Origin of the sequence: Streptococcus sp. FDAARGOS_256, assembly GCF_002289235.2 — a bacterium.
In the GTDB taxonomy this organism is placed as follows: Bacteria; Bacillota; Bacilli; order Lactobacillales; family Streptococcaceae; genus Streptococcus.
Window position 1 is genome coordinate 582,291 of sequence record NZ_NTGM02000001.1, and the last position, 19,403, is coordinate 601,693.

Genomic DNA, 19,403 nt, shown 5'->3' on the forward strand with positions numbered 1-19,403 from the left:
ATACAGTATTTATTTTTAGAGATATAGATAAAGGAAGTAAGACATGGCCTTAGAAGTAATTATGCCAAAAGCCGGCGTGGATATGACAGAAGGACAAATCGTCCAATGGAATAAGAAAGTCGGAGAATTTGTAAAAGAAGGAGAAATCCTTTTGGAAATCATGACTGATAAAGTCAGCATGGAATTGGAAGCCGAAGAAGATGGATACTTGATTGCCATCCTCAAAGGAGATGGTGAAACTGTCCCTGTAACGGAAGTTATCGGTTACCTTGGAGAAGAAGGGGAAAATATCCCAACAGCTGGAGCTGCTGCGCCAGAATCAAAACCTGTACCTGCAGCTAGTGCTTCAAACGACGACGGCAAGAGCGATGATGCCTTTGATATCGTTGTGATTGGTGGAGGTCCTGCTGGATATGTAGCGGCCATTAAAGCTGCTCAACTTGGTGGTAAGGTTGCCCTTGTTGAGAAATCTGAACTCGGTGGAACTTGCTTGAACCGCGGCTGTATCCCAACTAAGACCTACCTTCACAACGCTGAAATCATCGAAAACATCGGTCATGCAGCAAACCGTGGTATTGTCATTGAAAATCCAACCTTCACTGTTGATATGGATAAACTTTTAGAAACTAAATCTAAAGTTGTCAATACCTTGGTAGGTGGTGTTGCGGGTCTTCTTCGCAGCTACGGAGTTACAGTTCATAAGGGTGTTGGTACTATCACTAAAGATAAGAATGTCTTGGTAAATGGTTCTGAATTGCTTGAAACCAAGAAAATTATCCTTGCTGGTGGTTCAAAAGTCAGCAAGATTAACGTCCCTGGTATGGAATCTCCACTTGTGATGACCAGCGATGATATTCTTGAAATGAACGAAGTTCCAGAAAGCCTCGTAATCATCGGTGGTGGGGTTGTCGGTATCGAACTCGGCCAAGCATTCATGACATTTGGTTCAAAAGTAACTGTTATCGAAATGATGGACCGTATCGTTCCAGCTATGGATGCGGAAGTGTCTAAGAATCTTCGCTTGATTTTGGAACGCAAAGGTATGACCATCTTGACAGGTACAAAATTGCAAGAAATCATCGAGGAAAATGGCCAACTTCGTATCAAGGTTGAAGGAAAAGACGATATCATTGCAAATAAAGCTCTTCTTTCAATCGGTCGTGTACCAGACCTTGAAGGAATTGGCGATGTTGAGTTTGAATTGGATCGTGGTCGTATTAAGGTCAATGAGTACATGGAAACTTCTGTTCCTGGAATCTACGCACCAGGTGACATCAACGGTACTAAAATGTTGGCGCACGCAGCCTTCCGTATGGGGGAAGTTGCTGCTGAAAATGCCCTCAAAGGAAACCATGCTGTTGCTAAATTGAACTTGACTCCAGCAGCTATCTACACTCTCCCTGAAGTAGCAGCAGTAGGTCTGACTGAAGAACAAGCACGTGAGAAATACGATGTCGCAATCGGTAAATTCAACTTTGCAGCCAACGGTCGTGCCATTGCATCTGATGCTGCTCAAGGTTTCGTAAAAGTTATCGCTGATAAGAAATACGGGGAAATCCTTGGTGTGCACATCATTGGTCCTGCAGCCGCAGAATTGATCAACGAGGCATCAAGCATCATCGAAATGGAAATCACTGTTGAGGAAATGCTGAAGACTATCCACGGACACCCAACCTACTCTGAAGTGATGTACGAAGCATTTGCGGATGTTTTAGGAATGGCCATCCATTCACCTAAGAAAAAATAAAACGAAGATAGACTAGGCTGGAAAGATGTTTTCCAGTCTCTATCGTATAAAGGGATATCATGAAATATATTATCAATCATTCAAACGACACTGCTTTTAATATCGCCTTGGAAGAATATGCCTTTAAACACTTACTAGATGAGGATCAAATCTTCCTTCTTTGGATTAACAAACCTTCTATCATTGTTGGTCGTCACCAGAATACTATTGAAGAGATTAACCGTGATTATGTTCGAGAAAATGGTATTGAGGTGGTCCGCCGTATCAGTGGTGGTGGAGCTGTTTACCACGATTTAAACAACCTCAACTACACCATCATTTCAAAAGAAGATGAAAACAAGGCCTTTGACTTCAAGAGCTTCTCAACTCCAGTCATCAATACCTTGGCTCAACTTGGTGTTAAAGCCGAATTTACAGGCCGTAATGATCTAGAGATTGATGGCAAAAAATTCTGTGGCAATGCTCAAGCCTATATCAATGGGCGTATCATGCACCATGGTTGCTTGCTCTTTGACGTTGATTTGTCAGTTCTTGCTAACGCCCTCAAGGTTTCAAAGGATAAATTTGAGTCAAAAGGTGTCAAATCCGTCCGTGCCCGTGTAACAAATATTGTCAATGAATTGCCAGAAAAAATCACAGTTGAAGAATTCCGTGATTTGCTCTTGGAATACATGAAAAAAGAGTACCCAGAGATGACTGAATACGTTTTTTCTGAGCAAGAATTGGCTGAAATCAATCGTATCAAGGATACCAAGTTCGGTACTTGGAACTGGAACTACGGTAAATCACCTGAATTTAACGTCCGTCGTGGAACAAAATTCACCAGTGGTAAGGTCGAAGTTTTTGCCAACGTCATTGAATCAAAAATCCAAGATATCAAGATCTATGGGGACTTCTTTGGTATCGAGGACGTTGCAGCTGTAGAAGATGTCCTTCGTGGCGTAAAATATGAACGCGAAGATGTTCTTAAGGCACTAGAAACTATTGACATCACACGCTACTTTGCTGGTATCAGCCGTGAAGAAATCGCTGAAGCAGTAGTGGGGTAAGGAAAAAGAATCCATTTATGATGGATTCTTTTATTAGGGTTAAACTTAATAATCATGCTGATTAGATTATAATAGAGATGAAAAATGAAAAGGAGTTATTCATTAATGTTAGAAATTCCAGTAGAAAGCCTTAATCTATTTGAACAGTTAGACCGTAATGTTGTTGCTTTCTATAGAAATGAAGAAATTAATCAAACTGAAAGTTTAAATATAAGCATCACACAAGAACATTATGATATGAAATACAAAGAGCTTCAACCTTTAGGATACCAAGCTGTTCAAATAGCTCTGGGAATGGCTTTAGATAATGTAATCCAGCAAGCCCATTTTCAAAATCTTATAATTGGCGGTCTTCTCCCCGATGAAATCAAAGTAAACAAAGAAGACCTAATGTCTTTGAAGGACATTGTTGATAGTTTTTGTATTATGTTTGCTGCAGCAAATAACCGACTTGAAAATAGTAAGGCTTATGAATTTATGAAAGATAAGACAGTGTTCTTTATTGGTAAACTGTTAACTGACGATCTTAAAAATGGTGACGAAATTTCGTATATTGGAATCGAAAGAGAATCAGCTGATGGTACTTCTTATGAAGCAGTAAAATGTTTTCTAACTAAAGAGAGTGCTGAGCAGTACAATGATTCAAAAAAACCAGTAAGCCCAGCAAATCTAGCCTATCTGCAAGCCTTTTGGGGTAAACCAGTAATTATAGAGCCTCACCGTAACTACTGGATTGAGTTTAAATAAATAAAAAACGAAAGATAAAGGAATTGGTCTTTCGTTTTTTAGCAATAGTTGCTTTACATAATTTATAATATGTAACAATCATAAACTATCTAAAGCATTCTTTTGTTCATCATTGACGATATGGGTATAGAGGTCAGTGACTTGTGTACTGGCATGTCCTAGCTGATGGCTGACCAAAACTTGCGATTTAGTAGCATCATAGAGCCTAGTCGCCAGGGTATGGCGTAGTTTGTGTGGAGTTACACGGACTTTGAAGTCCTCAGAGTACTTAGCAACCATCTTTTCAACACTAGAAGCATCAATACGATTGGGAACGCCTCGATATAAGGTCAAAAAGAGAGCTGTATCTGTCTTTTCCGTCTTATAGCGTTGATTTCGAATGGCTAGATAATTCTCTAGGTAAGGCTTAGCAAAAGCAGCGACATTGACAGAATCACGTTTCCCCCCTTTTCGAGTGACATCGATCACCATCATTTTGAGATTGAGGTCTCTTAGATCTAGATTAACAGCTTCAGATAAGCGGACACCAGACGCTAGGAGAAGGGCAATAATGGCCAAATCACGTTCTTTGTTCTTATTAAATGATGAGAGAGCGCGATTTGAGAGCTGTTGTGGGTACTCCTGATCGATATAAGTTAGAAAACCTTCTGTTTCATCACCTAGAAAGAGTTTTTGCTTGATGTTTTCAGCTCTAGCAGCAAGTGTTTCTTTCTTTTTCTTGGTTGAAACTTTCTTCATTACATTACGATAGAAATAGGGTTCTCCCAGGTCGTTTTCAACCTCCTCTGTTAGATACTTGTAAAGACTAGAAAGTGCTGATAAGGTCCGATTGATGGTCGTCTGAGATACACCTTGCTTGGTTGTATTAGCATTCAGCAATGGACGTTCACGTAGATATAGGATAAAAGCTTCCATATCTTTCTTAGACATATTTTCCAAGACAGATAAAGGAATATCAGACATTTTATCAGCATTTGAAATTCCAGACTCTAAAACCCAGCTGAAAAATCGATCGTATTCCTTGAGATATTCGTACAAGGTTGTAAAACTGTAGGGCACAGCAAGCTTGGATTGGTAGTATTCCAGAACATACCAGGGCATGATTTGTTTTAGTTTGTCGATTCGTTCTAGTAAAATCTCACGTTTCATGATTTTCTCCCTAAATTAGTCTACTAGTAGTATAGCATAGACTTATATATTTTTCAAGAAAATTATAGTTTTTCGGAAACAAATTTAAAAAACGGATTTTCATCGCTCTGAATATAAAAATAGAGAGGACAACGATCGTCCTCCCCAGATATTAGCTTTTATTCCACCCATTACAGTTGATAAAGAGACAAATTTTGTTGGACATAATTTGAAAAAATTTATCGAATTTATATTATGAATAATTAATAATAAAATCTTCGAATTCCATCGGTGTAAAGGTTCTAACTTCATCTACACACAATTTTTCTAAAACACCCATTCCAAATTTATGAAAGCGAGTTTGACTAATTTGTGAAAAACTTTGAAGTAGACTAGTAAAACCGGGATTATCTAGACTATCTGGTATAATACAACTATTTTTATTTTCATTATATACTAGAATAAAATAACAATTTTCTCTAAAAAAATCGGGATTTTTAGAAAAAATTTCACAACATGCAGTTATTGAATCTTTAACCTTTGTCCTGATAAGTTCTAATTTTAATCTTGCAATTTCAATGTCTAAACGATTTATTCTGCGTCTTTGACGATTTCCTCTTTGAATTGTTTCTGGAACTTCAATTCTACCATTTTTAAACTCAATAAAAAAAATTTTATTCAATTTCTCTGAAAAAATCACTGAATCTACTGACTTTAAGCTTTTATCTGTAATACCAAAAGAAAGAACGTGCTCTTTCATTACATCATCAAAGTTAATTGCAGAATTAGAATGTATAGAGTAATTTTCATCAATTAAATATTCATTATTACAATTATCAAATGAAATATCTCTGAAATTTGAAATATTATTTGTAAAAATACTATTATTTAATAAATTTTTCATAACTTAAATAAATCTCTCATTTTCAATTTTTTGAAATGGCTTTGCTAATATTTTATAAATCTCTGAAACATTTCCAGTAACATCTTCAAATTCCGATAAATCATTTTCTATTTTCGCTAAATAATATTTAGTTTTGGAATCAATTGCATATTTTGTCGAGTAAACTTCAATTGCTCTTACAAAATATGGACTGTGTGAATTTATAAGGAAATTTAGATTCATATATTTTTGCATTAATACTATGATCTCAGCTAAAACTAGTTGCCATTCAGGATGTAGATGAACTTCTGGTTCATCTAAAATTACTGGTGAGTTTGGTTCAATTGTACCATTTTCTATCAATTTCTTTAATAAATAAAAAGTTTTCATACCCGAGGATAGATTATCTATACTTAAAACTTTTTTATCTTCATTACCTCTGTTATATGAGTATACAATGCCAGTGCCATTTTCATCTAATATCTTTTCAATTTTATCATAAATAATTTGAATGTCTTCTTTGATAATAATTTTATCTATTGGATTCTCTGATTCTTTCTTATTATACTGGCTTAAAATAACCTGTCTATGAGTTCGATTGGTTTCTGAATCACTTCTAAACATTCTAAAATCTGTTTGATTGATTGTATCTATTATAAATGGATCGTCAATATAAATTGGCTTAAAGTTTAGACTAAAAAAGTTTGGTATGTCAATAAGTTTGTCATTTTGGAAATACGTTTCAATCTGTTCATTTTTAATTTTTAGTTTTATAGAGCCAATCTCATGTTTAGAATTTACATTATTTATGTTAGACGAAAATTCTGATTCGAAATAATTATTGGTTTCTTCGTACAGCACCTGTTGCATTGTTGATTGGTTTATTTTATATATAGCCAAAATCAACTTTTGAAAATTTGATTCAGACAATTGTTCATTTAAACTATATAAGTTTAAAACTTTTTTAATATCTTCTTCTGTTTGAGTTGAAATAAGTTTTAAAACAACTTTATTAAGGTCTATAGGATTTTCGTTAAAAAAGAAAATGTCAAAATAATTATCTAAATCTAATATTCTACTTTTAATTGCTCGTTCTTTATAAGATCTATACGTCTGTGTAATTTTATAAAATGAATTAAAGATAGCGAATAATGATTTGCTTACTGTACTTTTTCCTGTTGAGTTTTTACCAGCGATAATAGTAAGACCGTCAATTATTATATCTGAGTGGTGAATTTTTCCAATTTTTTCAATGCTGATTTTCATTATTTTCTCCATAAATTCTTTTCACTTTGAATTTATTATACCATAAAAACATTAATTTAATTAAATTTATGGAGAAAATAATGCTCTTTATTCTTCAATAACTATCTTTCCTTTACAATTCTTTGTAGAAAGATTTTTTACTGCTAGGCATCTCTTTGGGAATTATAAATAAACCGCAATGACAGTCATCTATTACAACAATAAGTATTTTTTAAAAGATGGTAAAATATCCTTATTTTTTCAGCGTTCTTTTTGCCATGCGACATCCTTTATATTTTGTTTTTTTCCTTATATTGATAAGGATACCTTCATATTTTTCATCCCAACTTTTCTTTCAATTGTTACGTAATTAAAATTATGTAATATTGATTATTGCTCTACAACAACAAATCTTTGACTTTTCCAATTTCACTTTTTGGAATAACTAGATGAATCATATCGCCCAGATACATTCTAGTTGAGCCGTTAACTGTTTGACTTTTACCATTATGGACTTGGGTGGTAATGAGTACATTTTGTGGTAAGTTGAGTTCATGGACTTGTTTTCCAGCTATTCTATCTGAAACAGGTATTTCGATAAGAGTTACTTCTCCGTCGTCTGTCATCTCTTCTGGCATCATTTTCTCAAGCATGGCCTCGTATACTGGTGCACCCTTTAGTAAATCCATGATAATGTAGGCTACTAGGGTCACAAGTCCGAGAGGCATGAGGTTTCGGATGTCTCCTACCATTTCGGTTACAAGAATCATGGCTGTTAGGGGAGCCTTAGATATTGCTCCAAAGTAGCCACTCATTCCTAAAATGATAAATATTGGAAATTGTTGCTGACTGACAAGTCCAAGATTAACACAAATGGCTCCAACTAGGGCACCAAGTAAGGAACCAAGTGCCAGAATAGGTAGGAAAATTCCGCCAGGTAGTCCACTACCATAACTCATCATACTCCAAATAAAACGAATGAGGAAGTAGGCAAGTAAAACTTGTAAACTAAAGTGTTGCTCAGTTAAAGAAAGAACGATTTGGTTCCCACCACCGAGAATTTGTGGCATAAAAATCCCTACTGGTATGATAAGGATAAAAGCTAAAATTGGATAATAAGCTCTATCTAAATTGATTTTTTTACCAAGCCAGTCATAAATCTTGTTGACATTGAGCACAGCTTTCTCGTAAAGAAAACCAGAAATGCCGAGAAAAATCCCCATAATCAAATAAATCCAATACTGGTCCAGAGTCATAAGAGGAATATTGTCAGGCATATCCAATACGGGTGTTAGACCAAACATAAGGAGCGAAACAAAGTTTGCTACAATACTGGCTGCTAGAGTGGAAACCCAGAAAAATCTTGAAAAGTGATGATAGACTTCTTCTACTACAAAGAGAAGTCCTGCTATTGGGGCGTTAAAGGCTGCAGCTAAACCAGCGGCTGCTCCACTGGCAATTAAGGAACGTTCCTCAACTGGGCTAGATTTGAGCCACTTGGCAATGCCTTTACCACCAACTGCTCCGAGCTGAATACTTGGCCCTTCTCGACCTAACATAAGGCCACTGGCAATAGCGAGAATCCCTAGAATATATTTTTTCCAGAGGACACTCCACCAGTTAAGAGTCATGAGTCCCTTTAGTTCGGCTTCAACTTGAGGAATTCCTGAACCCTTGATATCTTTTTCTGACCGAGTTAGTTTCGCGCTAAGCCAGCAAACCATTAAATAAAACAGACCAATGATAAAAAGATTGCGCACTAGGTGCGCTTGATCTTGATAGAGTCCTTGTATCAGGTGGAAGCCCTTTTCGATTAAGAAACGAAAGGATCCGACGATTAGCCCGACGACGAGACCGACAATGATTCCTCGTCCAACTTGGGATAATATGGTGCTTGAGGCAAAGGCAAATTCTTTCTTGGAACTGAGTGTTTCTGACTGTTCCTCCATAATCATTTCCTCTTACTTGTCTTTCTTAGTTGAAACCAGTGTTTTGACAGGTTCAAAACTGGTTCGGTGAATTGGAGTGACACCTAGTTTTTCCAGTCCTTCTAGATGTTTAGCTGTTCCATAACCTGCATTAGCCGTGAAATCATAGCCTGGATATTGATGATCGTATTCCTTCATCAATTCATCCCGTGTCACCTTGGCCACTATAGATGCGGCTGCGATTGAGAGGGAGTTGGCATCTCCTTTGATAATGGAGGTTTGTGAAATTGGCAACTCCAGTTTCATGGCATCTATCAAGAGGTGCTCAGGCTGGGGACTGAGCTGAGAGATTGCTTCTATCATAGCAAGCTTGGTTGCTTCATAGATATTGACTTGGTCAATAACTTGATTATCCATGATTCCAATGCCGATTGTCAGAGCTTGGTCTTGAACGGCTTGAAAAATTTCCAAATGTTTCTTTTTGGGGATTTTCTTACTATCGTTGAGGCCTCTGATTTTACAATTTTTTGGCAAGATAACGGCTGCAGCGACCACAGGTCCAGCCAAAGGACCACGTCCGACCTCGTCAACGCCTGCTATTAAGCTTAATCCTTGTTTATAAAGCTCTTTTTCATAGGAAAGCATGTTTTCTAGACGAAGATTTTCTTCAAGTTCAGCCTGAATGGCTTTTTTCCGCTTGCTGATTTCTTTTTGAACTCCAGTTCGGCTATCTTTTTCCAGTTCAAGAAAAAAGGGATTGTCTAAGTCTTTGACCGTAGCAAGAAGTTTTCTGATTTCTTTAATCGTCGTCATCGATGTCGTCCAATGTATCTAAGGTGTAGTTACCGAGCTTTCCATCACGGACTTCCTTGACGAAGAGGCTGTAAAAGCGGTCGTAATCATCTCGGAAACCGAGAGCACGGGTCATATCCATGATGATAACAGGTGCTTCTTCTTCTATCTTCATTTGTTTGAAGCGTTCAGCTAGCTTTTCTGGATAATGTTTTTTGAAATAATTGAGACCAAAAATGGTCACTTCATCCATTGGGAGTAGTTGATCTTTAATTGCTCCAGTCAAGGCTAGTTTCAAAGCAACGGTTTCGTCTTCGAACTTAGGCCAGAGAATCCCTGGTGTGTCTAAAATTTCAAGGTCTTTGTTGGTTTTGAGCCACTGTTGCCCCTTAGTAACACCTGGTTTATTGCCGACAACTGCAATCTTTTTCCCAGCCAAACGGTTCATGAGAGTTGACTTACCAGCATTTGGAATTCCGATAATCATGGTCCGCAAGGTTTCGATCTTGATACCTCGTTCTTTCTGGCGTGCAATCTTATCAGCCATGAGCTTTTTAGCGGCATCCGTCACAACTTTTACAGTCACTTGCTCTTTGGAGTTGATAGCCAGAGTTTGGATTCCCTGTGATTCAAAATACTGACGCCATTCTTTGGTCATTGCTGGGTCTGCTAGGTCAGCCTTGTTCAAAATCAAGAGTTTAGGTTTATCACCCACAATCTTGGTTAACATAGGATTTTGACTAGATAAAGGTAGCCGAGCATCCACCAAAATCGTCACAAAATCAACAAATTTTAAATTCTCCTGAACTTGCCGCCGAGCCTTAGACATGTGGCCCGGAAACCATTGAATAGTAGCCATAATATTTTCCCCTTCCGACTAAAAAAAACGTAGTAAAAACGTTTTCTTTCTTACTACCTATTCTATCATAAATGAGGAACTTTTGCACAGGCTTTGACCACAATAAACGACAAATAGTATTGGTCCGAAACATCCTTGATGCCAGTCAGGATTTACTTGACTTTTTTTGCCAACAGGTATATACTTAGTGTATACTAATTCGTGGAGGTAGAGCAATGAATACAGTAAAGACTCGGAAGGTGGGGAATTCGCTCACTGTGACCATTCCTAAAAATTTGGGGATGACAGAAGGTCAAGAAATGGTCGTCTACAAAGGGATTGACGGAGTCATTGTCTTAGCTCCAAAACTGAAAGATCCTTTTGATGGGTTTACTGATTTGAGAATGACAAATGATTTTGAAGGGGTAAGGTCACTTGATAGCGAAATCTGACTATATTCCTGAAAAGCAGGATATCATTTGGCTGGACTTTGATCCATCAGTCGGTCGAGAAATCCAGAAACGGCGACCTGCCTTGGTCGTTTCTAGGAGAGAATATGCCTTGCAAACTGGTTTTGTGGCTGTCTGTCCTATCACTCACGGCCAACGTCGTTTGGCAGAAAAAGGCTTGCTCGTTCCTGTCTCGTCGGACAAGGTAGATGGTGCTGTCAATCCATTTCAACTCTATACCTTTGATTTTCGGATGCGAAATGCTCAAAAAATAACAAGAATGGACACACAATGTTTTCAGAAAGTCGTCCAACTTTACCAGTACATCTTTGGAGATACTTAAATCCTACCATGCATAGACAAGGTAGGATTTTTTCTATATGAGTAACCTATCTAAAAACGGATGAAGACAATTGAGGAGAATCCCTCTAGTCCAGCTTTCTTGTGCAGATGACAGATGTTCTGCCTGAAGGCATTCTTTTAAAAATTCAGCAGCTTGTTCCGGAGCAATCTCAAACTCAAAGGCTTTCATCTTGTAAAAAAAGTCGATGAGATGCTCAGATAAGTATTCATCTGAAAAGCGTACTTCTCCACTTTTTCGATATTCTAATAGGAGCCGAGAAAATCTGGATTTTTCATCAGGCAAATCCCGAAAATAGGAATTGAGAAGCCAAGTCTGCTTCTGCTTTCGTTCAATAGGATCTTGATTTGCAATTCGCTGATCCTTTTCCAACTCCTTTTGGTTTTGTTTAGCCTTGATAGCCCGTTCGTCCCTATTCTTACCAAAGAGGATTTTTTCCCATATTCGTTCTTCTTGGGTCAAGGTTTCTGTAAAGCCAAAGTAATCTTGATAGGCTCGTTCTGCAGGTCCCATGGCAAGAATGAGGTTGTCAGCGTATTGCTTGGCGATTTTATCTCTTTTCTTGCGTTCTTTCTCCGCTTGAATCCGTAAATGCTGCTCGTAGTCAATTTTCTCCTTGCCTAGTTTGACAAGGTAGAGTTGATCATCGGTCTTACCAAGTAAAAAAGGTTTGATACACTTTTCCAGCACTTCTTCCATACGAGCCTTCTTCTTTGGCTCTGCCTTGGTCCAACTTCCGCCTTGAAAGACCTCTAGGAAGAGCTGATAGTCTCTCTCAGGTGCGAATTGATTGCCACGATTGGCTTTGAAAACACCTTTTTCCCAAAACCATTTTAGAAGTCGTTCGTCAAAATCGCTTTTAGTGACCTTGATTTTTTCCTTTTTCTGAGCCTTTCTGGTTAGATTTTCAACTTTTCTGAGCAGTTTTTCTTCCTCTTCGAGTTGCTGGTCTAAAGTCATTCGATGAAAATGGCGAACACAGTCGCTTCCTATAGGAAAGAGACGTTGGCCTGTAACTCCGTTAAAGAGTTCGTAGGCGTATTTTATGGCGTTCCCACAGACACAGTTACTACGGCCAATGCCATTAAAAATCAAGGAAACTTCATTCCATTCCTTGGTAGCTTGATCCCAAGTATCGGCTTTTGAAGCCTGTAAAACCGCATCGTGCAGGGATTTTCTAACTGGAAGTGTCATGAGGTCTCCTTTCTAGGTTATACTTTTACAACTTGAACCTCATCTTTGCCGAGCAAAATCAAGTATTTTTCAATGTTTTCAATCGAATAGGCTCGTGATAAAGCTTCTCCGTATAAGGCTAACTGACCACGATAGCGGTCTATGAGTTGACTTGGTTCATCGTAATGGTCTGTTTTGTAGTCGAAAAGAACGATACGATCCTTATAAAGAAGATAGCCATCCAAGATTCCACGAACAACAAAGTCTTCCTGACTCTTTTGGTCGCGTTTGAGCATGGAGAAAGGTTGCTCGCGATAGAGATGATTTGTATTGGCGAGAATTTCTTGACCGAGTGACGTATCAAAGAAGGCTAGGATTTTAGAAAGATTGATCTTGTCTCTAACAGCTGGACTAGTTTGAACTTGTTTAAGAGTATCTTTCAGGCTAGCAAGTGTTGGTTGCTGACCAAGGTCCATTCTCTGCATGAGTTCGTGGGTTGCACTACCAATTTCTGCTCCTGTTACCTTTTCTTTAGTTGAAAAATCTGGTAAATCAAAGCTGATTGGCTTCTCTGGTGATTTGGTTTGGTTAGCAATTTGTACCCCTTCCATATCCATTACTGGTTCGTAGAATTTCTTGATTTGGCTTGGAGTTTGGACACTAGGGAGTTCAATAGCTGCACGGTGAAGCGTATTATAGACTTCTACTTCTTTTAGCATTTCCAAAGCTTCTTTGATAGTTTCTGACTGGCGATTGTCTGCTTGAGAGCTATCTTGGAGAGGGCTCTTGTTTTCCAATTCTCCGATAGCTTCTCTAGTCAACTGGTCTTCACCAACAAAACGATAGCTAAAGTTGAGATTGTCCTTGGTAAATACTTTACTGATAGCCCAGACCCAATCTTGGAAATTTCTTGCTTGCAGTCTGGTATTGCCATCTAATTTTCCATTGTTTGCTGCTGGATATTCCTTGGCTTCTAGCTTTTCACGAGAACCCTTGCCAACAAGATAGAGTTTTTTCTCAGCTCGCGTCATGGCAACATATAGCAGACGCATCTGCTCTGAATAGCTAGCCAGTTGCAGTTCTTTCTCATTCTGCGTATAAGTTAAGCTAGGAATAGAGAGTTTGATGGTTTTAGGATAGTGTGCTTCCACTGCTCCTGTTTCCACTTTGGCAATGTATTTGACACCAAGCCCATTTTGACGACTGAGAATAACTTCTGACATCGAGTCTTGCTTGTTGAAGTCCTGATCCATATTGAGGATAAAGACATAAGGAAACTCCAGTCCTTTGCTCTTGTGAATGGTCATAAGTTCCACGGCATCTTTAGGCGGTGCGACGGCTACGCTTGCGAGATCATGCTGGGCTTCCAAAACCTGATCAATCATACGAATAAAACGAGACAAGCCCTTGAAATTACTCTTTTCAAACTGATCTGCTCGCAGAGCTAGGGCATAGAGATTGGCCTGTCTAGCAGGTCCGTTTGGCAAAGCCCCAACATAGTCATAATAAAAACGGTCGTTGTAAATCTTCCAAATCAAGTCATAGAGAGAGTGGGTTTTGGCATATAAGCGCCAAGAATCCAAAATATCCATGAATTGATTGAGTTTTTCAGCTAGAGCTGTATGAATCAAGTTTTTCTGACTTGTTGCCAGTTTTTGAGCATTGACCAGTTTCTCATAGAGATTTTCTTGGATTTTATTCTCTGCTTTCTGGAGGGATAAACGTGCCAACTCGTCCTCATCAAAACCAAACATTGGAGACTTCATCAGAGCAACTAAGGCATAGTCTTGCAGGGGATTGTGAATGACACGAAGCGTATCCAGCATGACTTGCACTTCTAGGGATTGGAGATAATTGTTTTGCTCACCGTCGGTTTTGACAGGTATCCCGTACTCAGACAGGGCAAGAAGAATCTGGTCATTACGACTGCGGCTGGAAGTCAAAAGGGCTATTTCTTTAAAGGTAACACCTTTTTCCTGATGAAGCTTTAAGATTTCCTTGATGACCAGGCGCATTTCCCCAGTGAGTTTCGTTTCTGCTTGGCTTTCTTCTTCCTCTTGCCCACTATCGTTCTTGTCGTAGAGGAGAAATTCTGCCTTATTTTCTGGATTGGGAGTTAGTTTGGTATTGGCAAAAACAAGCTGGTGCATGCTATCGTAGTTGATTTCGCCGACCTCCTGGTCCATAAGGCGTCCAAAAACATCATTGGTTGCTGACAGCACTTCTGAACTACTACGGAAATTTTCCTTGAGCAAAATCAGCTTTCCTTCTTGAGGATTTTGCGCATAGCGTTGGAATTTTTCATTGAAAATCTGGGGATCTGCCTGACGGAAACGGTAGATGGACTGCTTGATATCTCCCACCATAAAGCGATTGTGACCATTCGACAGCAATTCCAGCATCCGTTCTTGAATGTGGTTGGTATCCTGATACTCATCGACCATGACTTCATGGAATCTCTCTTGATAAGTCTCGCGAACTTGTGGGAAATTCTCTAAAATCTCAATGGTGTAATGACTAATATCAGCGAATTCAAAGGCATTTTCCTGGTGTTTGCGTTCACGATAAGCCTCCACAAAATCACTCATAAAGGTTTGGAAAGTTTTAGCTAGCTCCCAAGTATCTTCATGATAACGTTCTTGGTAGTCGAGAATGGTTATCTGGTCCGCTAGTTGTCCTAGTTTAGCAAACTGGGTCTTTCTCTCTTCGTTGTAGGCATCAGCCAGTGGCTTCAAATCGGCCTTACGACTGGAGTTAGCTAGAGATCGACCATTTTTCTCCTTAGAGATGGCGATAATACGCGCAAGCACAGCTTGATAAGCCTGGCTATCGGACTCTTGATTTAAGGAGCCAATTTCATCCAGAACCAGCTGCACATTTTCTAAATAGGCAGCTTTTGGAAACTCCTTGGCATCGTTATCCAGATGATAACGGAAGAAACTTTCCAAGTCCCAAAGCGCCTGCTTGATTTGCTCAGTTAGTTTGTCTTTTTCATTTGCAAAGTCAGCTTCTTCAAACCCTTTGAGGAAAGACTCGTTCAGCCATTTTTGGGGACTGCTGGTGGATTGAAGGAAATCATAGATTTTGTAGACTTGCTGGCGCAGACCTCGTTCATCCTTGCCACGTCCAGCAAAGTTTTTCACTAATCGACTAAATTTCTCTTTATTTTCACCTTGGTAATGCTCTTCAAAAACCTGATGAAAAACTTCGTTCTTTAAGAGTAACTGTTCACTTTCATTTTGCAAAATACGGAAGTTCGGTGCGATATCAATCAGATAGCCATGTTTGCCAAGGAATTTTTGCGTGAAGGAGTCCATGGTTCCGATGGCAGCGTTTGGTAGATCTGCCAACTGGCGTCCCAAGTGTTGTTTGAGATCGACATCATCGGTTTCTTGGATTTGTTGGCTGATTTTTTTCTCCAAACGTTCCTTAAGCTCTGTAGCAGCCTTGACGGTAAAGGTTGAGATAAAGAGTTGGCTGATTTCTACACCACGCGCTAACTGATCCAGAATACGCTCTGCCATGACAAAGGTCTTCCCTGAACCAGCAGACGCTGAAACTAGGATATTTTGCCCTGCCGTATAAATGGCTTCGATTTGCTCAGCTGTTTTCTTCTGTTCCTTGCTCGAACTTGCTTCTGCTTTTTGCTGTTTTTGAATTTCTTCCTCAGTTAAAAAGGAAATGGGCTTCATCGATTCAACTCCTTTCTCATTTTTTCAAACCAAGCTTGCTTGAGTTTTTCTCCGACCAGACGCTTGCCATCAGCTAAGTCCAACTTCTCTAGGAAACGGGCTTGTCCCAAGTGGTAATTTGCTTCAAAACCTGTGATGGCTTGGTGTTGCTGGACGTACGGGGCAATGCTTCTGCCATTTTCGGTATAGGGATTGATAGCGAACTGGCCTTCTAAAATCTTCTCAGCTGCCTTCTTGTAAAGATGGGCATTGTAGTCCAATAAGAGCTGGAATTCCTCGTCTGTCAGCTGGTTGGCCTTGTTTTTGTTGTAAAATTCGCCCAAGTGACTGCTTTCTTTCTCTAAAAAGAGTCCCTGGTATTTCATAGACTTGCTGGCTTCTGCTACTGCTCCTGCCAGACTTTTAACAGCTAATAAAGATTGGACAGGCTCAGCCATTTCCAAGTACATGGCACCGAAAAAGTTCTGCTCCCCTTCTCTTTTTAGGGCAGCAAGATAGGTTGGCAGTTGGGAATTAAGCCCATTAAAGAAATGAGGAAACTGGAACTGAGTCAGACTAGACTTGTAGTCCACCACTCCTAGCGCTCCATCAGCTTTCAAACGGTCGATTCGGTCAACCTTGCCTCGCACATGGACACTGCGACCATTATCCAATTGAATAAAGGCCTGATCTTTACCACCAAATGTTGCTTCCTCTTGGATGGTTTCAATGGCTAGATTATGACGAAGGATGTGGCCCGTAGTTCGCGCGACATCAAGTAGAACTTCCTTGGTAAACTGGGCTTCCAAACTTTCCTGATAAATAGCTTCAAATTCGCGTTCTTGGCTGGTTTCCTTGATAGCTTGCTCCAAACGCTGATCAAAGGAATCTTCATCAGGCAGTTTTAAGGCACGTTCAAAAATACGATGCAAGAAATTCCCGTGACTTCGAGCATCAGGACGCAGGCGCAATTCCTCCTGCAAGCCTAAGACATAACGGAGGAAATAACTATATTCATTGCGGTAAAACTCTGTCAAACCAGACGTAGACAGGTAAAACTCCTTGTCAGCTGGATAGAGAGCCTGCAAGGTCTCTTTCTCTAATGGCTTGCTGCTTGGGCTAGTTGGGAGTGCTGGATTTGTAAGACCTTTTTGATCAAGTTTTTTCCCCATGACACGCGCTAGAACCTTGACAAAGGTCACATCTTGCTCATTTTCACTAGAACCTGTCTGCTGATGGTAGGCAATCAGACTAGACAAAAGACTGTGATAAGACCCCATATCATCCTTAGTCAGACTTTTTTGATGAATCTTCTTCTCTATCCGGCTAAATCCAAAACCCACCAGTTCCTGAAGATAGGCCGATTCCTTTCTCTCATTTTCATTAAGAAGACTTGGTGCTGACAACACCAACTGCTTACGAGCGGCGTTGACTAAAGAAAGCATGGTATAGCGATTTTTCTTGAGATTTTCGCTACTTGCAATCAGTAATTGTGCTCCCTCCTCAGTCGCTTGGTTTAGACTTTGTCGTTCTTCATCTGTCAAAAGACTGGTATTTTGCGCGATTTTTGGTAAATGATCCTGAGTCAGCCCAATGGCGTAGACAAAGTCAGCAGTCAGAGGGGCAATCAGATCGTAACTCTGCACCAGAACGGTGTCCACTGTTGCTGGTATGGTGCGATACTGAGACAAACTCATCCCAGAATGAAGCAAGGCCAGGAAGTCCTCCAGACTAACTTGTGAACCAGCAAAAACGGTCGCAAATTGTTCTAAAACATGGCAGAAGGCTTTCCAAACTTCGGCTTGTCTTTCCTGTTCTAGAGTTTCCATAGTAGCTGTCAATTCTTGCATCTGCTTGCTTAAAGCAGCATTTTTTAGAAAAGTATTCCACTTTTGCAAGAGATTTTCAGCCTTTTGCTTCCGACTGGCAAATAAGGTTTCAAGTGGCGCCAAAACGCGCAGACGAAGGGCGTTCAAGTGTTCCAAATCAAATTTTCCATGGTGGGATTTTGTGAAGGTCTGCTGAAAAGCTGGCAAGCCATTGATGCCAAGATAGCGGAGATATTGCTCAAAAGCATCAATATCCGCTTGGCTAAGGTCAGTATACAGACCAGTTCTGAGGAGATTAATCAAATCTTCCTGACGGAAACGGTAACGTTTCAAACGTAAAATAGACTCCACATACTGAGTCAAAGGATGATGAGCCATGGATTCACTTCTACCAAGATAGAAAGGAATCTGATACTGGTCAAAAATGGTTTTCAGCGATAACTGGTAAGAAGCCACATCCCCCAGCAGAATACGGAAATTCTTGTAACTCAGTTCTGGATGGTCATGTAATTTCTGACGAATAGCGCGAGCCACCAGCTCCAACTCTTCCTTTTGTGTCAAACAAGACCAAATTTGCAGATTTTCACGGTCCTTCTCATCTACATCTAAAGTAAGTTCTGAAAAATCATAAGAAGACTCCAGCAAACGAGAAGCCTTATCAAAACTATCTATTTTCTCATGAGTCTGAGAACGATCCTGAGCAGGTGTTTGGTATTTTGCTCCCAAATGATGAAGAAATTCCACACTGGCTTGGTAGAGATTCCCTTCAGCGAACGGACTGATATAGGCCTTCTTGCTTGCATAAGCCCCAATAACAATCTCGACACCTTTTCGATGTAGCAGATCCACCACATGCTCTTCCTCGGCAGAAAAACGAGTAAATCCGTCAATGACCAAGGCAATCTGACTGAAATCACTACTTACCTTATCATTCTCAATAGCCTCAATCAAATGGGATAACTGACTTCCCTGAGCCAACTGACCTTGATTGAGATAGGCTGTTACTTTCTCAAAAATCAAGAGTAAATCTGCTCTCTTGTCCTCATCCGTCAAACTTTCTAAGTCCAAAAAGCTCATCTGAGCAGTCGTCATCTCATGATAAAGTTCAACCAACTGCTGGATAAATTGAGGATCCTGCTTAATTGCACCATAAACACGTAAGTCCTTGGGATCGAGTTCCGCAAGGCACTTATAAAAAGCCATCCCAAGCCCGATGTCATCTAGACTAGTTTTAGTCGGCAAGTCATTTAAAACCAGGTAACGAGCCATTTGAGTGAAACGCGTGACGGTAATCGCAAAAGAAGCCTGCTGGGACAAGCATTCCAGCACGGCGCGTTCTTTTTCAAATGAAAGAGAGTTGGGGGCGATGTAGAAGACCCGCTTGCCAGCAGCAACTAGCTCTTCTGCCTCTCTGGTTAAAATATCTGTCAAAGAAGTCCGAATATCAGTATAAAGTAATTTCATCTCTGCCTCGTTTGGTTTATCAAAGTTTCTTACTCTATTATAGCAAAGTTCGCTTCACAGTCCAAATCCAAAATTTTAGTTGACAATCATTTAACTAGG

The 19,403-nt window shown here is 39.6% G+C and carries 14 protein-coding genes and 1 pseudogene; 5 read left to right on the forward strand and 10 right to left on the reverse strand.

Translation table 11 applies throughout. The features are described 5' to 3' along the window. Nucleotides 1–43: 43 nt before the first annotated feature. The 3 genes from lpdA to A6J84_RS03070 all read left to right on the forward strand — a co-directional run bounded on the left by lpdA (nucleotide 44) and on the right by A6J84_RS03070 (nucleotide 3,543). Nucleotides 44–1,747 carry a dihydrolipoyl dehydrogenase gene (lpdA, locus tag A6J84_RS03060; RefSeq protein WP_095726019.1) on the forward strand — a complete coding sequence of 568 codons (1,704 nt, stop codon included), beginning with the start codon at nucleotides 44–46 and terminating at the stop codon, nucleotides 1,745–1,747. Nucleotides 1,748–1,806: 59 nt separating this feature from the next. Then, entirely contained in the window at nucleotides 1,807–2,796 is a 990-nt protein-coding gene (locus A6J84_RS03065; protein WP_061587043.1) for a lipoate--protein ligase, read from the forward strand. Nucleotides 2,797–2,901: 105 nt separating this feature from the next. After that, nucleotides 2,902–3,543, forward strand: coding sequence for a hypothetical protein (locus tag A6J84_RS03070; protein ID WP_095726020.1), 642 nt, complete (start codon nucleotides 2,902–2,904; stop codon nucleotides 3,541–3,543). 78 nt (nucleotides 3,544–3,621) lie between these two features. Here A6J84_RS03070 and xerS read toward each other — a convergent pair whose 3' ends face one another. From xerS to ylqF, 7 genes and pseudogenes are all read right to left on the reverse strand, one after another. Next, the gene (gene xerS / locus A6J84_RS03075; protein ID WP_000817856.1) at nucleotides 3,622–4,692 is read right to left on the reverse strand and encodes a tyrosine recombinase XerS; all 1,071 of its coding nucleotides are present in this window, start codon (nucleotides 4,690–4,692) and stop codon (nucleotides 3,622–3,624) included. Nucleotides 4,693–4,924: 232 nt separating this feature from the next. Then, entirely contained in the window at nucleotides 4,925–5,575 is a 651-nt protein-coding gene (locus A6J84_RS03080) for a hypothetical protein (protein ID WP_095726021.1), read from the reverse strand. A gap of 3 nt (nucleotides 5,576–5,578) precedes the next feature. Then, on the reverse strand, nucleotides 5,579–6,820 hold the full coding sequence (locus A6J84_RS03085) for an AAA family ATPase (RefSeq protein ID WP_193756705.1): 1,242 nt from the start codon (nucleotides 6,818–6,820) through the stop codon (nucleotides 5,579–5,581). Between the two features lie 96 nt (nucleotides 6,821–6,916). Further along, nucleotides 6,917–7,154: pseudogene (locus tag A6J84_RS10205) on the reverse strand (hypothetical protein); the annotation flags it as partial. A 43-nt stretch (nucleotides 7,155–7,197) separates the two neighbouring features. Beyond that, complete coding sequence (locus A6J84_RS03090; protein ID WP_095726023.1) at nucleotides 7,198–8,748, reverse strand: ClC family H(+)/Cl(-) exchange transporter; 1,551 nt, start codon at nucleotides 8,746–8,748, stop codon at nucleotides 7,198–7,200. 12 nt (nucleotides 8,749–8,760) lie between these two features. Beyond that, nucleotides 8,761–9,540 (reverse strand): ribonuclease HII, encoded by a 780-nt coding sequence (locus tag A6J84_RS03095; protein WP_095726024.1) that lies wholly within the window; start codon nucleotides 9,538–9,540, stop codon nucleotides 8,761–8,763. Next, on the reverse strand, nucleotides 9,527–10,378 hold the full coding sequence (ylqF, locus tag A6J84_RS03100) for a ribosome biogenesis GTPase YlqF (RefSeq protein ID WP_000201310.1): 852 nt from the start codon (nucleotides 10,376–10,378) through the stop codon (nucleotides 9,527–9,529). The genes A6J84_RS03095 and ylqF overlap by 14 nt, the downstream gene beginning before the upstream one ends. A 215-nt stretch (nucleotides 10,379–10,593) precedes the next feature. Here ylqF and mazE point away from each other — a divergent pair, with 215 nt between their 5' ends. Then, nucleotides 10,594–10,809 carry a type II toxin-antitoxin system PemI/MazE family antitoxin gene (gene mazE / locus A6J84_RS03105; RefSeq protein ID WP_049500423.1) on the forward strand — a complete coding sequence of 72 codons (216 nt, stop codon included), beginning with the start codon at nucleotides 10,594–10,596 and terminating at the stop codon, nucleotides 10,807–10,809. After that, a complete protein-coding gene (locus A6J84_RS03110) occupies nucleotides 10,793–11,149 on the forward strand; it encodes a type II toxin-antitoxin system PemK/MazF family toxin (protein ID WP_000560800.1) in 357 nt (118 codons plus the stop codon). The genes mazE and A6J84_RS03110 overlap by 17 nt, the downstream gene beginning before the upstream one ends. 33 nt (nucleotides 11,150–11,182) lie before the next feature. Here A6J84_RS03110 and A6J84_RS03115 read toward each other — a convergent pair whose 3' ends face one another. The 3 genes from A6J84_RS03115 to rexB are packed head-to-tail and all read right to left on the reverse strand — an operon-like array spanning nucleotide 11,183 to nucleotide 19,304. After that, entirely contained in the window at nucleotides 11,183–12,361 is a 1,179-nt protein-coding gene (locus A6J84_RS03115; protein ID WP_049520320.1) for a hypothetical protein, read from the reverse strand. 17 nt (nucleotides 12,362–12,378) lie between these two features. Then, nucleotides 12,379–16,032: a helicase-exonuclease AddAB subunit AddA gene (gene addA / locus A6J84_RS03120; RefSeq protein ID WP_095726025.1), complete on the reverse strand. Its 3,654-nt coding sequence runs from the start codon at nucleotides 16,030–16,032 to the stop codon at nucleotides 12,379–12,381. Continuing rightward, entirely contained in the window at nucleotides 16,029–19,304 is a 3,276-nt protein-coding gene (gene rexB / locus A6J84_RS03125; protein ID WP_095726026.1) for an ATP-dependent nuclease subunit B, read from the reverse strand. Before rexB ends, addA begins: the two co-directional genes overlap by 4 nt. Nucleotides 19,305–19,403 lie beyond the last annotated feature (99 nt).

Coding starts and splice junctions, on each gene's coding strand:
- addA (WP_095726025.1), bottom strand. CDS start 16,032: ATGAAGCCCATTTCCTTTTTAACTGAGGAAGAAATTCAAAAACAGCAA.
- ylqF (WP_000201310.1), bottom strand. CDS start 10,378: ATGGCTACTATTCAATGGTTTCCGGGCCACATGTCTAAGGCTCGGCGG.
- A6J84_RS03115 (WP_049520320.1), bottom strand. CDS start 12,361: ATGACACTTCCAGTTAGAAAATCCCTGCACGATGCGGTTTTACAGGCT.
- xerS (WP_000817856.1), bottom strand. CDS start 4,692: ATGAAACGTGAGATTTTACTAGAACGAATCGACAAACTAAAACAAATC.
- A6J84_RS03080 (WP_095726021.1), bottom strand. CDS start 5,575: ATGAAAAATTTATTAAATAATAGTATTTTTACAAATAATATTTCAAAT.
- A6J84_RS03085 (WP_193756705.1), bottom strand. CDS start 6,820: ATGAAAATCAGCATTGAAAAAATTGGAAAAATTCACCACTCAGATATA.
- lpdA (WP_095726019.1), top strand. CDS start 44: ATGGCCTTAGAAGTAATTATGCCAAAAGCCGGCGTGGATATGACAGAA.
- A6J84_RS03090 (WP_095726023.1), bottom strand. CDS start 8,748: ATGGAGGAACAGTCAGAAACACTCAGTTCCAAGAAAGAATTTGCCTTT.
- A6J84_RS03095 (WP_095726024.1), bottom strand. CDS start 9,540: ATGACGACGATTAAAGAAATCAGAAAACTTCTTGCTACGGTCAAAGAC.
- A6J84_RS03070 (WP_095726020.1), top strand. CDS start 2,902: ATGTTAGAAATTCCAGTAGAAAGCCTTAATCTATTTGAACAGTTAGAC.
- mazE (WP_049500423.1), top strand. CDS start 10,594: ATGAATACAGTAAAGACTCGGAAGGTGGGGAATTCGCTCACTGTGACC.
- rexB (WP_095726026.1), bottom strand. CDS start 19,304: ATGAAATTACTTTATACTGATATTCGGACTTCTTTGACAGATATTTTA.
- A6J84_RS03065 (WP_061587043.1), top strand. CDS start 1,807: ATGAAATATATTATCAATCATTCAAACGACACTGCTTTTAATATCGCC.